This window comes from Marinomonas hwangdonensis (assembly GCF_003721245.1).
GTDB classification, from domain to species: Bacteria; Pseudomonadota; Gammaproteobacteria; order Pseudomonadales; family Marinomonadaceae; genus Marinomonas; species Marinomonas hwangdonensis.
In genome coordinates this window covers 340,175-353,659 of the sequence record NZ_RIZG01000003.1, presented here as the reverse complement: position 1 = coordinate 353,659, position 13,485 = coordinate 340,175, and the positions used below count along the sequence as shown (strand labels likewise).

At 46.4% G+C, this 13,485-nt stretch carries 13 protein-coding genes; 3 read left to right on the top strand and 10 right to left on the bottom strand.

The annotated features are described in order from the left end of the window. Window positions 1–25: 25 nt before the first annotated feature. The 3 genes from EBI00_RS07150 (at window position 26) to EBI00_RS07140 (ending at window position 3,465) form a co-directional block, all read left to right on the top strand. The gene (locus EBI00_RS07150; protein ID WP_123095230.1) at window positions 26–964 is read left to right on the top strand and encodes a LysR family transcriptional regulator; all 939 of its coding nucleotides are present in this window, start codon (window positions 26–28) and stop codon (window positions 962–964) included. A 108-nt stretch (window positions 965–1,072) separates the two neighbouring features. Continuing rightward, window positions 1,073–1,744, top strand: a complete 672-nt coding sequence (locus tag EBI00_RS07145; protein WP_123095229.1) for a GntR family transcriptional regulator — start codon at window positions 1,073–1,075, stop codon at window positions 1,742–1,744. Window positions 1,745–1,950: 206 nt separating this feature from the next. Further along, window positions 1,951–3,465, top strand: a complete 1,515-nt coding sequence (locus EBI00_RS07140; protein ID WP_123095228.1) for an aldehyde dehydrogenase (NADP(+)) — start codon at window positions 1,951–1,953, stop codon at window positions 3,463–3,465. Window positions 3,466–3,543: 78 nt separating this feature from the next. Here the strand turns inward: EBI00_RS07140 and EBI00_RS07135 are convergent, their stop codons facing one another. The 10 genes from EBI00_RS07135 to gabT form a co-directional block, all read right to left on the bottom strand. Next, a complete protein-coding gene (locus tag EBI00_RS07135; protein ID WP_123095227.1) occupies window positions 3,544–4,563 on the bottom strand; it encodes an Ldh family oxidoreductase in 1,020 nt (339 codons plus the stop codon). A 37-nt stretch (window positions 4,564–4,600) separates the two neighbouring features. Next, window positions 4,601–5,626, bottom strand: coding sequence for a trans-3-hydroxy-L-proline dehydratase (locus EBI00_RS07130; protein WP_123095226.1), 1,026 nt, complete (start codon window positions 5,624–5,626; stop codon window positions 4,601–4,603). Window positions 5,627–5,656: 30 nt separating this feature from the next. Beyond that, window positions 5,657–6,910 carry an NAD(P)/FAD-dependent oxidoreductase gene (locus EBI00_RS07125; protein WP_206612559.1) on the bottom strand — a complete coding sequence of 418 codons (1,254 nt, stop codon included), beginning with the start codon at window positions 6,908–6,910 and terminating at the stop codon, window positions 5,657–5,659. Between the two features lie 18 nt (window positions 6,911–6,928). Continuing rightward, window positions 6,929–7,882: a 4-hydroxyproline epimerase gene (locus tag EBI00_RS07120; RefSeq protein ID WP_123095225.1), complete on the bottom strand. Its 954-nt coding sequence runs from the start codon at window positions 7,880–7,882 to the stop codon at window positions 6,929–6,931. Further along, window positions 7,870–8,832 carry a dihydrodipicolinate synthase family protein gene (locus EBI00_RS07115; RefSeq protein WP_123095224.1) on the bottom strand — a complete coding sequence of 321 codons (963 nt, stop codon included), beginning with the start codon at window positions 8,830–8,832 and terminating at the stop codon, window positions 7,870–7,872. The genes EBI00_RS07120 and EBI00_RS07115 overlap by 13 nt, the downstream gene beginning before the upstream one ends. An 88-nt stretch (window positions 8,833–8,920) precedes the next feature. Then, window positions 8,921–9,643 carry an amino acid ABC transporter ATP-binding protein gene (locus tag EBI00_RS07110; protein WP_112135363.1) on the bottom strand — a complete coding sequence of 241 codons (723 nt, stop codon included), beginning with the start codon at window positions 9,641–9,643 and terminating at the stop codon, window positions 8,921–8,923. Beyond that, a complete protein-coding gene (locus EBI00_RS07105; protein ID WP_123095223.1) occupies window positions 9,640–10,302 on the bottom strand; it encodes an amino acid ABC transporter permease in 663 nt (220 codons plus the stop codon). The genes EBI00_RS07110 and EBI00_RS07105 overlap by 4 nt, the downstream gene beginning before the upstream one ends. Before the next feature lie 14 nt (window positions 10,303–10,316). Beyond that, window positions 10,317–10,979, bottom strand: a complete 663-nt coding sequence (locus EBI00_RS07100) for an amino acid ABC transporter permease (protein WP_123095222.1) — start codon at window positions 10,977–10,979, stop codon at window positions 10,317–10,319. A 65-nt stretch (window positions 10,980–11,044) separates the two neighbouring features. Further along, on the bottom strand, window positions 11,045–11,845 hold the full coding sequence (locus tag EBI00_RS07095; RefSeq protein WP_123095221.1) for a transporter substrate-binding domain-containing protein: 801 nt from the start codon (window positions 11,843–11,845) through the stop codon (window positions 11,045–11,047). A gap of 274 nt (window positions 11,846–12,119) precedes the next feature. Then, window positions 12,120–13,397 (bottom strand): 4-aminobutyrate--2-oxoglutarate transaminase, encoded by a 1,278-nt coding sequence (gene gabT, locus EBI00_RS07090; RefSeq protein WP_123095220.1) that lies wholly within the window; start codon window positions 13,395–13,397, stop codon window positions 12,120–12,122. Between the last annotated feature and the right edge of the window lie 88 nt (window positions 13,398–13,485).

Sequence of the window (13,485 nt, the reverse complement as noted above, 5' to 3'; positions counted from 1 at the left end):
TCTATGGGCAAAAGAGGTATAGGTGATGAGCGCAAAAAATTATTCACTGGGGCAAGTTGGTGATTACGAAATTAAACAGCTAAAAGTGTTTAAAACCGTGGTGGACTGTGGCGGTTTTTCGGCTGCCGAGACATCGCTGAATATCGGTCGCTCTACCATCAGCCTGCATATCTCGAATTTAGAAGCTCGCCTCAATCTCGTGCTCTGTAAGCGTGGACGAGGAGGATTCTCGCTGACCGAAGAAGGCGTTATTATTTATAAAATGACGGAGAATCTACTCGATTCATTAGATGCTTTTCGAACCACGGTAAACAACCTCAATGCCAGTTTGACAGGAAGGCTTCGCCTAGCCCTATCAGATAAAGTCAGCCTTGATCCTCGTAGTCATTTTCCTGAATTGATTCAACGCTTTGCTACCGAAGCCCCAGAGGTATTGATCACGACGAATGTGGCGTCTATGTCGAACATAGAGCGGATGATTCTCAATGATGAAGCGGACATAGGCTTTATTCCCTACCATAGGCAACTGGATGGCTTAAGCTACGTTCATTTATACAGTGATGATTGCTATCTTTATTGTGGGAAATATCACCCATTATCTTCCATGTCACCTGAAGAACAAGAAGCAAAGGCCGACATTTACCCTGCTACGCACGCAGGTTTAAAACCCCACGAGGCGGTCAGTGAGCAAATTTCTCATATGAACCTCACGGCCATTTCGTATTTCTACGACAGCCGTCTTGCGCTTATTTTATCTGGAAAATACATCGGCTTTTTGCCAGAACAATACGCCCAGCCTTATGTTGACCAAGGCGCTATCGTCAAGGTGGCACCGAATGAGCGATCCTACACATTAGGCGTGGCAGTGATCTGTAAGAAAACCACACAACCCAATAAACCCCGTGAGCTGTTTTTAAAAGTGCTTCATCAAACGGTGGAAGAATTAATAGTGGCTCCGTATTAGTCGTAATATCGAGTATAATTATTTTTTAGTTTGTAAAGAAAGACGCGTTTGATTTCATTATGAAGTCATTACTTGTCCTTAATTCATGTATCAAGTGAGGGTAGAAAATTGGCTCAAAAGAGGGCTGTCGTACGCCAAAGTTTACCTGATGTTATCGCTACTGATTTGCGTAATCGAATTTTGTCTGGTGACCTAGCAGAAGGTGATCTTATTCGACAAGAATTATTGGCTGAAGAATATGATGTATCACGAATGCCGGTTCGAGAGGCGTTGAAACGGCTTGATTCGGAAGGGCTTGTTGTTTTTATCAACAACCGAGGCGCTACCGTTACAAAGCACTCCCTGGCTGAGATCGCTGAATTTTTTGATGTAAGGATTCTCTTAGAAGTTGATCTGCTTAAAAAGTCTATACCGTTAATGGAAGAACACCATTTTGATCAATGCAGCAACTTACTTGATGAAATGGAAGCGTCATACGCCGCTGGAAATGTGGCTGATTGGGGGCCATTAAATGCTCAATATCACGCCATGTTGTATGAAGCCGCAAATCAAAAGCTGACGATGCAGCTGCTTGAGCGCGTCAGTATGCAGGCAAATCGGTATGTCAGTATGCATATAGATCATCTCAGAAAAGCAGATAACGCTGAACATGACCATCGATCTTTATTTAATCTAGCTCGTTTACGTGATGTTGATGGCGCTGCAAATTTATTGAGAGTCCACCTTGAGAACACTAAGCAGCAAATACTAGAGTTGATTGCGATAACGCGCTCTAAATAACTCACTTCGTGTGAACTGAATACTGTTGCCAATAAAAGGAAACAGTATTCAGTTCCTCTTCATTGCCTACTTTATTCATGTTTTTTAAAAGTTATACGGCTTCTTTTATGATGCGTATACGTGTATTACTTGTACAATCTGTATTTTTGGATACAATATCCATATATTGATTTACTTCAAACGAATACTAATGGAGCAAGAACAACATGACTTTCATGCCACATGGTAAACATTTAATCGCTGGACAATGGGTCGTCTCAGATCAAACGTTCCAATCTTCCCCTGCTACTGGCGAAGCGCATGCCTTTGCAAAAGGCTCTGTTACGAATGTCAGCGACGCCGTTGAGGCCGCAGAATTGGCTTTTCTTGAGTATGGCTATTCTTCACGTGAAACACGTGCGAGTTTTTTAAACGTCATTGCTGATGAAATAGACGCCCGTGCTAATGACATTACCGCCATTGGTTGTGCAGAAACGGGATTGCCTGAAGCCCGATTAATCGGCGAACGTGGACGCACATGTGGTCAGTTACGCTTGTTTGCACAGCATATTCTTCAAGGTGACTATTTAGATAAGCGTCACGATGCGGCCTTGCCAGAACGTCAGCCTCTTCCTCGTGCTGACTTAAAACTTATACAGCGCCCTATTGGCCCTGTTGCCGTATTTGGCGCGTCAAACTTCCCATTGGCCTTTTCCACTGCCGGTGGCGATACCGCTGCGGCTTTGGCTGCCGGTTGTCCCGTTGTCGTAAAAGGACACAGTGCACATCCTGGAACCGGTGAAATTGTAGCCGAAGCGATTCATGCAGCCATCACAAAATGTGGCATGCCGGCCGGCGTGTTCAGTTTAATACAAGGCGGTAATCGTGAAGTCGGTTCTGCGTTGGTACAGCATCCATTGATCAAAGCGGTCGGTTTTACGGGTTCTTTAGCGGGAGGCCGTGCTTTATTCGATTTGTGTGCAGCACGTCCTGAGCCGATTCCCTTCTTTGGTGAATTAGGCTCCGTTAATCCCATGTTCTTGTTTCCCAATGCCATAGCAAACCGTGGAGAAGCGTTGGGCAAAGGCTGGGCCGCTTCTTTGACGATGGGGGCTGGGCAGTTCTGTACCAACCCTGGTATTGCCGTGTTGCTCGCTGGCACAGAAGCGGACGAATTTGTATCTACTGTGAGTAGTACTCTATCATCAGTACCCGCTCAAGTTATGCTAACGGATGGGATTGCGGAAGCGTATCGTTCTGGCCAAAAACGCATTGCGGCGGCGACAGGCGTACGTGAAGTACTGGCAACGTCTTGTGAGTTGCGTGATGCAACACCGTATCTTTACGCTACAACAGCGGCGGAATGGCTGAAAAACAATCAACTAGCCGAGGAAGTATTTGGCCCATTAGGGGTGGTTGTTTTAGCCTCTTCGATTGAGGAAATGTTGCAAGTTGCCAAAAGTTTAGAAGGCCAACTCACTTGCACTATCCATTTGGATGAGTCTGATATACGTGACGCAAAAAGCTTCCTTCCTGTACTGGAGCGTAAAGCGGGTCGTATCTTAGCGAATGCCTTTCCTACCGGCGTGGAAGTGTGTGACAGCATGGTTCATGGCGGTCCATACCCAGCGTCTACCAACTTTGGCGCGACGTCAGTAGGAACAATGTCGATTCGTCGGTTCTTGCGTCCAGTGTGTTATCAAGATATCCCCGCAGGATTATTACCAGCAGACCTTATCTAATAGTACCGTTTATTAGATAAAAAGAAGCCGCGCCAAGAGAGCGGCTTCTTTTTACCTGAACCATTAGAATGTACGCAATTAGGATTGACGCAATGTGAGGAGCTCTTCGTACAATGTTCGAGGAATTTCTATCGCATCACGCTTCATGTTTTTCTCGCGAGCCACATAACGTCGCTGAGAGGGTAAACGTGCACCTTGATCAATAATGTCTGCAAACAATCGCTCTGCTCGCTCATCATTGGCAACGGCTTTACCACCGCTCAATAAATTCGGATCGATCGCAATCAGTATTTCACCATGATAAGGCGCTTCGGGTTTGCCTTCGGCAAAGTCCATACTTTCTTTACTGGTAAGGTCGTCGATAAGCGGCCCTGCAAGTAATTCAATCATGATCGACAAAGCAGAGCCTTTATAACCACCAAACGTCAGCATGGCGCCATTCATCGCGGCTTCTGGGTCTGTGGTTGGTTTTCCATCTTTATCGATAGCAACGCCTTCTGGTAGCGCCTTTCCCGCTCTGCGATACAGTTCAACTTCACCTCTGGCAAATTGGCTAGTGGCAAAATCAAAGGTAAAGGGGTGTTTGCCTCTGCGCGGCCAGCTGAACGCTAAAGGGTTGGTGCCTAACGTACCGCGAGTACCGCCTGCAGGGGCGACCCATGCATGACTGGGAACCATGGCAATGGCGGCCAGTCCGGCTTCAGACAATTTTTCGACTTCAGGCCAAAGCGCAGAAAAGTGATAGCAGTTATTAATTGCCAGCGCGGCAATGCCGTTTTTCTTTGCCTTTTCTATTAATTGTGGCAGTGCGGCCTGTAAGGCAAGTAAAGACATTCCCTTGTTGGCGTTGGCTCGAACCACCGAAGGGCCTGCGTCTGTGATGGTAGGTACTGCGGTGCCATCGATGCGTCCAGATTTGATACTTTCAACACACATAAGTAGGCGATGAAGGCCGTGAGAGTGGCAATCATCTTGCTGACAGGCGTACATGATATCGGTGATGGAACGGGCGTGGTCTTCGTTAAAACCATTGCCCATGAGTATCGTTTCGCTTAGCTCACGCATTTCAGCCAAACTTAGTGTAACGTTATCGCTCATACTTTCTCCATTATGTTTTATTATTCTTACTAAGAGGCTAGGCTCCCCAAGTATCACTTAGCTTATAACCTTCAGGCCACGGATCGTCTGGGTCTAACATATGCTGATGTGTGCCTGTAATCCACCCTCGCCCACTGATTTGTGGAATCACGGCAGGGTGACCATTAACCTGAGTGGTTTCAATAATCTTGCCATTAAATTGCGAACCGATGATGGACGTTGCCATGAGTTCTTGCCCGACTGTCATCAAGCCTTTGGCGTGCATTAGCGCCATTCTAGCGGAAACCGCCGTACCGGTAGGGGAACGGTCGACTTTGCCGGGTTGGATCGCGACCGCTGATTTACTACTAAACCCCTTGTCTGTTGTTTCGATTGGACCACAAAAAGCACAAAAAGAAATGTGTTTCCAATTTGGATTCGTTGGGTGGGTAAAGCCTAACTCCTCATTCGCAGCATTGGTGATTTTCACGCCCAGCTGAGCAATGGCTTTGGCTTCACTTTCAACAATATCAAAACCTAACGATTTTGCGTCTACGATGACAAAACTGTCACCGCCATAAGCCGTATCAACCATAATTGTACCTAGCCCTTCGACTTCTAAAGGTACATTGATCTTATCGACAAAGCTTGGAACGTTTTGCACATAAATGCGCTGAGCTTTGCCGTCACGGCATTCCGCGCGAACATATACGAGCCCGCCGGGGGCTTCTAAAACGATGTCAGTGTAGGGTTCTTGCATCGGCAAGATTCCACTGTCTAAAAGAACCGTGGACACACAAATAGAGTTAGAACCAGACATAGGAGGCGTGTCTTCTGGCTCCATGATAATGAACGCGGCGTCAGCGTCAGGGTGCTTAGGTGGCACCAATAAATTCACATGGCGAAATACGCCGCCGCGAGGCTCGTTCAACATGAAATTACGTAAGGTTTTATCTTTTTCGATGAATGAACGTTGTTCCCACAAGGTGTTTCCGGGCGGCGGCGTCACGCCACCAACAATCACATCACCGACTTCTCCTTCGGCATGAGCGGAAATAACATGGATCGTTTTACGACTGCGCATAGTCTTGGATGCCCTCTAATGTCTGATGGATTATTGGAAACGTGTTGCAGAATAAGGCCGCATTGAAATACTGATTTGCCTTTCAGCCAGAAGATCGCTGACTAACTCGGCCGTACCGGCGGATTGAGTGAGGCCTAAATGGCCGTGCCCAAAGGCGTAAATGACACGTTTAGACTGAGTAGCGTAATCAATCACTGGCAAGCTGTCTGGCATGGATGGACGAAATCCCATCCACTGCTCTCCTCCTGTAATTTTCAGTTCGGGCAAGAAGCGAGCGGCTTTATTGAGCAGAACATCGGCGCGTTTATAATTCGGTTTAAGAGACAGGCCGCCGAGTTCTACGGCGCCACCGACTCGTATGCCTTGCCCTGCTTTCGACACAACAAAGCCGTGGTTACTGAACGTTATGTGGGTTTTAAGATCAAACGCGCCTGCTGGCAACGTTGTGTTGTACCCTCGTTCGGTGTCGAGCGGTAAATTGTCACCTATTGATTGCGCTAATGTTTTTGACCATGCGCCTGCCGCGATCACCACATAGCTTGCTTCATAATCTTCGTCATTGCTTTTTAAGATGACGCTGTTGTCTTTTAAATCAATGGCATTGATGGACGCAATGTGTATTTGACCACCTAATTTTTTGAAAGCGTCTGCTAAAAATTGTGTCCATTGGGCAGGGTGGACGACGTTTTTCCATTCTGGGGTAAAAGCCGCATGGGTAAAACGAGGGTGAATACCGGGCTGGATTTTAGCGATGGCTTCGGGGCTTTCTAGAAACTCGAATAGGACGCCGTGTTCTTTGCGTGTTTGCCAACCCGCGAGACTTGCTTTGAATTCGGCGGCGCCTTCATAAAGTTGTAACTGCCCTTCTCTTCGAATCAACGACTCACCATTGACGGCTGTAATTTGACGTTCTAGCGCGGCTTTCGATAACGCCATCAAACTGGCTTGTGCTGTGAGAGCAGCTTGGTATTTGTCTTTCCAACTGGCCCGCCAGAACTGGAACATCCAAGGCAGAATTTTTAACGCGTAAGCTGGGCGAAGTGATAAAGGGCCAAGGGGATCAAGGAGCCACTTTGGGGCTTTGCGCATAATACCAGGCGTGGCAAGTGGTATAACGTCCGCAAAAGCGAATGCCCCCGCGTTACCTGCTGATGTTTCAGCGGCGACGCCTTTCCGATCTAGTACAAGTACCTGTCTGCCTTCCGCCTGTAATTTAAGGGCGGTACTGATGCCAATAATGCCAGCACCAATCACAATAACATCCGGTTTCATTTTGTCGCTCATAGTGACTCCTTGCTCGTTTTAGCACCCTAGTACGATGCCTTTTTTGAGAGGATCGTTTGGGTTATTGATGAGTGTTGCTTCACGAGTGATAAAGGCCTGACCGGTAATAGACGGCACAATACTTCCTTTTGGAGCAGTTGGGCTGGTGGACAGTTCGTAACTCAACGTATAACCACTACCAATGGTGCTTTCTTGATAAATTTCCTCACCAGGGGCAAGTCGATTATCGGCCGCAAGGCATGACAAGCGGGCGGAACAACCAGTTCCACAAGGCGATCTATCGTAGGCATCGTCTGGGCATAGTACGAAATTACGCGTGTGTCCTTTCTTGGTAAGTGCAGGGCCATACAGCACAATATGATCGATAATACCGCCATTTCTCCCTTCAATACCTTGAGCGTAAATGGCTTCTCGAATGGCAATCCCTGCTTCCGTTAAACCACGAATATTGCTTGGTAGCACAGGAGTGGGACTATCATCGACCATAAAGAACCAGTTACCGCCGTAAGCAATATCACCAGTTACTTGACCAATGCCTTCTACTTCTAAGGTGATGGCTTTTTTGAATCGGTAACTGTCGATGTTTTTTACGGTGATCGTATTTTTATCGCTCAGTGTGACTTCAACAATACCGACCGGTGTTTCTATTTTATGAGTACCAATGCCAATTTTACCAATGTGAGCCAGTGTGGCGGCGACACCAATTGTGCCGTGCCCACACATACCAATGACCGCCGCCGCATCAAAATAGATAACACCAGCGACGCATTCAGGGTTTGTTGGTTCGGTCAATAAAGCGCCAACCATGGCTTCTTGCCCATAGGGTTCAAGCACCACAGAACGATAAAAATCTTTATATTCAGTTGCTAGACGAGCTGCCCTTTCCGATAAAGACCCTGATCCAAGATCAGGGCCGCCTTCTAGAATGACTCGGGTAGGTTCGCCTTCGGTATGGCTATCTACGATAAGCATTCAGTAATCACTCCATCTTGTTTTACCCACTGAGCAAACCACGTTTTGAAAAGCTGGTATTGTTTTTCGCAGTATCTGCGTTGCTCTCCGTTTAGTTCATCTGTTTCGTTAAAGTGTAAGCGATACTCTTCTTCACCATTCAATACCAATAGGTATTTAAAGAACAATACAAGCTCTGGACCTTCGTCAAAACTGGCAAGAACGGACATGGCTTCTTCTAATTCTTGAGCTCGTATACGAGCTTCTGCATGTCCAGCCGCGGCCATTTTTGAAAGATGAGTAAGCAACAAGACTTCTTTTGGTAATGCAGTACCGATACCGGTAATGGATCCTGTGGCGCCACAGTTTACGAATCCATGAAACACTCGAGTATCTACGCCAACCATCAACAACACTTCTTCATCGTTAGACGTAATGTTTTCAGCGGCATAGCGCATGGCTTCTTTACTGCCAAACTCTTTGAAGCCAATCAGGTTTTTGTGTTCTTTACGAAGTGCAAAGAAAACATCGGCTCGTGTTTCAAAACCGTATACAGGGCTGTTGTAGATGATGGCTGGAATAGACGGTGCCGCCGCAAGAATGGCTTTGAAATGATTAATTTGCGCAGAAATCACCGAGCCACGGGACAAAACACGCGGAATGACCATGAGGCCAGCGGCACCGACCTTTTCGGCATGGGCCGCGAGAGCGACAGCCGATTTCGTATTGATCGCTCCAGTACCAACCATGACGGGAACGCCCGCTTTAACAAGGCGATCTACGCCTTCCATACGCTCTTCATCCGTCAACAACGGCCAATCACCCATGGATCCACAATACACAACAGCAGACATCCCTGCTTCTATCATCTGTTTACCTTTTTTCACTAAGGCGTCGTAATCCGGTGTACGGTCTGCTTTGCATGGTGTCATTAAAGCCGGTATTACGCCGTAAAAAATATCTTTGTTCATCCTGTTACCTTTTTATTTTCATTAATAAATGTGTGTTTAGTATTGCGTGTTTAAACTAATAATATACGTTGTCTTAAACCGCCATAGGCTAGCGGACATTCATAAGAAATTTACGCGTGTGTTCTGACTGAGCGTCTTCAAAAATTTGTTGTGGTGGGCCAATTTCTTCCATGATTCCCTCATGGAAATAAGCCACTCTATCGGATACTTCACGTGCAAAGCCCATTTCATGGGTAACACAAATCATCGTCATCCCTTCTTCAGCAAGAAGACGCATGGTGTCGAGAACTTCGCCTACTTTTTCAGGGTCCAGTGCCGACGTCGCTTCATCAAATAACATGTATTCTGGCTCCATGGCGAGTGCGCGTGCTATGGCTAAGCGTTGTTGTTGACCACCAGACAATGAAACTGGGTAATTTTTTAACTTGTCGCCCAGTCCAACGTGTTTTAATTGTTTAGCGGCAAGCTCTAGAGCTTCCTCCTTAGACTTTCCTTTTACAATACGAGGAGCCAATGCCACATTCTCTAAGGTGGTTAAGTGAGGAAAACTGTTCCATTGTTGGAATACCATCCCCAGCTTTTGGCGCAATTTGTTAATGTCAGTATTCTTAGCGTGTACATCGGTGCCATTGATATGAACCGTACCTTGCTGAATGGCCTCAAGACCATTAATGCAGTACAGCAAGGTGGATTTCCCCGAGCCTGAAGAGCCAATGATGGACAATACTTCTCCCTTACTGACATCGAGGTTAATGCCTTTAAGAACATGAAGGTCGCCGAAGTGTTTATGCAGATCACGTATTTGAATCATTTCGCCCACCTTTTTTCGAATTTAGAAGCATAAAGTGAAATTGGATAAGAGAGCGCAAAGTAAAAAGCGCCAGCGATAGACAGTATGAGCAAGGGTTCTTGTGTTCTAGTAATAAGAATTTGACTGGCTTTAAGTAACTCCACATAGCCCAAAACAGAGACCAACGCGCTGTCTTTCATCACCCCAAGCACAACACCGATCCAAGCAGGAAATACAGTACGACCGCCAATGGGCAGAACAACATGAAACAAATCTTGCCAGTAAGTGAGACCAAGAGAGCGAGAGGCTCGACGCATGGACGTCTCAACGGACTCGATTCCGCCTCTTGCTACGTTGGTAACTAATGACGCGGTATAGAAAGTCAGAATGACAACACCAGAAAGAAACGGGTTAAGGTCCAAACCAACCATAGGGGCGAAATTATAAAAAAGCACCAACTGAATAAGCAGAGGGACAGAGCGAAAAACATCTAAAATAGGGGCAAGGATGATACCGGCCACCGATTTACTTTCATGGAGTACCCAACCGAAAACACAGCCCATCACACTGCCGATGGTAATCGACAGTATGGAAATCCAGAGCGTTTTAAGTGCCGCCTCTCCTAGAAACCAAAGGTCATTTGGATTAAAACCAGTAAAGAAGCTTACAGGTTCTTGCATAATATAAAGCCTCGTTAATATCGAAATAGACGCATCGCTAACAAGCGAGAGGCCCCTAGTACTATTTTGACAATGACATAGTAAATAACAGCCGCGACTGCAAAATACTCGAATACTCGGAAGGTTTTACTGGCAAAGAACTGAGTTTCCCCACTGAGTTCTTTAAAGCCAACTAGCATGCCTAGAGAAGACATTAGTACCGCCCAGACCATTTGATTGGTGATGGGGTAATAGACAATCCGTAAAACCTGAGGAATGACAATACGAGTGTAAGCTTGCCAACTGTTCATGCCTAAGCAGCGAGCCGAGTTGATTTGCATCACGGGAATGGCTTGGAAGCCGCCGCGAAAATTCTCAGCAAGGTAGCCTGCGCAGTTAAAACTGAGGCCTGTTAAAATAATAGTAAAAGGCGATAAGTTGATGCCAAAAGCACCTAAACCAAAGCCAAAAAAGAACAGCTGGAACAGAGCGGGTGTGTTACGTGCGATTTCGATCCACGTTACGGCAAACCACTTTAGTGGGCCTTTCATATTGATGCGCATTAACGCCAAGCAAAGTCCGATAACTATACCCAATAACATCGCCAACGAGGCTATTTCAAGGGTGACGAAACCCGCTTGGATAAGGTCGGGAAAGCTTTTTAAAACAGGCCGCCAATGGAAATTATAATCAAACATTTTGTTATCTCCTGAGGCTTCCCCTCTAATCACAAGAGGGAAAGCGATGAGTCATCCTCTATTTATTAATACATGACACCAGGGATACGCAGATCAGGTGCGTCACTTCCGACATATTTGTCCCAAAGCTCTTGATAGCGACCTGAACGAACTTGATGAGTTACAAACAGGTTTAAGTAATTCAACCAAGTGACATCCTGGCGTTTGCCAACAATGGAAGTGTAATCCGCCACCCAAGGCATACGTGGACCTGCTTCTAAATTAGCGTACTGCTGAGTGATGGGTTTAATGGCGGTGTTCGTTGTCAGGCCAATGTCAGCCTTGCCTTGCGCGACAGCAAGAAAAACCTCGTTTTCAGATTGGTAGCTCTGATACAAGTTTTCTTCTCCCCATTTCGCTGCGATTTTTAACCACTCCTGCTCTGGCAGAGTACCTAGCGCGGCGGCAACACGTTTACCGCGAATGTCGTCAATTGATGTGATGTTACTTTTTGAATTCACCACACCCTGAGAGTAATAAATGGCATAAGGAATACTAAATCCGACTGTTCGTGCGCGTGCCAAGCTGTCAGAGGTGCCACCAAACACAACATCAGCGCGACCTGTCGCGATAACCGGTAAACGTTCAGACCATGTGAGAGGCATTATTTTCACATCTACCTCCAGCGACTTAGCAAGATCGTGACAGTAATCCACGTCGAATCCTGCAGGTTCGTTATTCGCATCACGATAGCCAATCGGCGGGAAATCAAGTACCACGCCGCAGCGTAGCGTTCCTCTGTCTGCCACATCATCTAGCGTATCTGCTGTGACCGTGACGGAATTCAGGGCTGCGATAGACAAAAGCGCCGTTATTATTTTCTTCATTTTGAATATTCCTTTGTTTAGAGAGTTTATTTTTGTTTTTCGGGATATTGGATACAAAATACATTTTGAAATTAAGGACGTCAAGAAAGACTTAAAAATTAAACAAAGAAAATCGAATAAAAAGAGGGTATCTGGAGGCGTTAGTACTTAATAAGTGAATAACTACAATAAAAATAAGATGTTAGAAAACAAAAAAAGCCACTGTGTCACCACAGTGGCTTGGCGCAAGAATCATTCTTGCAAACGGAAGTCGATACTTTTTAAATCAAGTGGCTTATACAAGCTCTTTAAAGCAGCGTTTGAAGATTTCCATACCTTCGTCAATGATGTCCATTTCGATGGTCAAAGCGGGTAGGAAACGAATAACGTTACCGCGAATACCACAAGACAATAGCACTAGACCATGTTCAGAGGCTTTGCCTGACAGTTTTTTCGCCAGTTCTGGATAAGGTTTGTTGACGTCGCCATCGTGAACGAATTCCACCGCTATCATGGCGCCAGAGTTACGCACATCACCGATAATGTTTGGAAATTCCGCTTGTAATGCCGTCAGATGCTCAACAAAGCGTGTACCGATCTGCGTGGCACGCTCGCACAATTTTTCTTCTTCAATGACTTCAAATACAGCAAGACCAGCTGCACAACCAATAGGCGAGCCACCGTAAGTGCCACCTAATCCACCAGGAATTGGCGCGTCCATGATGTCAGCTTTACCCACCACAGCGGCTAACGGTACACCGCCTGCGATGCCTTTTGCCGTGGTCATTAGATCCGCTTCAATGCCCGCTTGTTCGTGGCAGAACATGGTGCCAGTACGCGCAAAACCTGATTGTATCTCGTCAAGAATCAGCAACATGCCATGGTCGTCACATAGCTTACGAAGTTTCTGTAGGAAGCTGGTAGAGGCCTTGTAGAAACCACCCTCACCTTGTACTGGCTCGATAATGATAGCCGCAACGCGAGAAGGCTCGATATCACAAGTGAAGCGCAATTGCAGGTCAGCAAGTGCTTGCTCTTCGGTAATTCCTAAATAGTCATTTGGGTAAGGAACATGGAAAATGTCGCTTGGGAAAGGACCGAAACCAATTTTGTAAGGGTTTACTTTACCGGTTAAGCCCATGGTCATGTTGGTACGACCATGATAGCCACCGTTGAAAGCAATGATGCCAGGACGGCCAGTGTGTGCACGCGCGATCTTGACGCAATTTTCTACCGCTTCTGCACCTGTGGTGACGAAGATAGATTTCTTCGGAGTGTTGCCTGGCGCTGCCGCGTTTAACTTTTCGGCTAAGGCCACCGCGGATTCGTATGGGCTGACCATGACGCAGGTGTGAGTAAAACGTTCGATTTGAGCGATGGTCGCTGCTTTCACTTTCGGATGGTTATGGCCTGTGTTTACCACGGCGATACCCGCACCGAAGTCGATATATCGTTTGCCTTCAACGTCCCAAATTTCTGCGTTTAGAGCACGGTCAACATACACTGGCGCCATATTAGCTTGGCCACGAGCGATGGCACTTTCTTTGCGTTTTTGTAGATCAGCGTTTTTCATTTTGTCTTTCACCTTTAGAGCAAGCTCTATGTACATGAAGCGGTGCCAGCACCGCTTGTTAATTTAGATAAGAGAGGTTGAGTAAGAT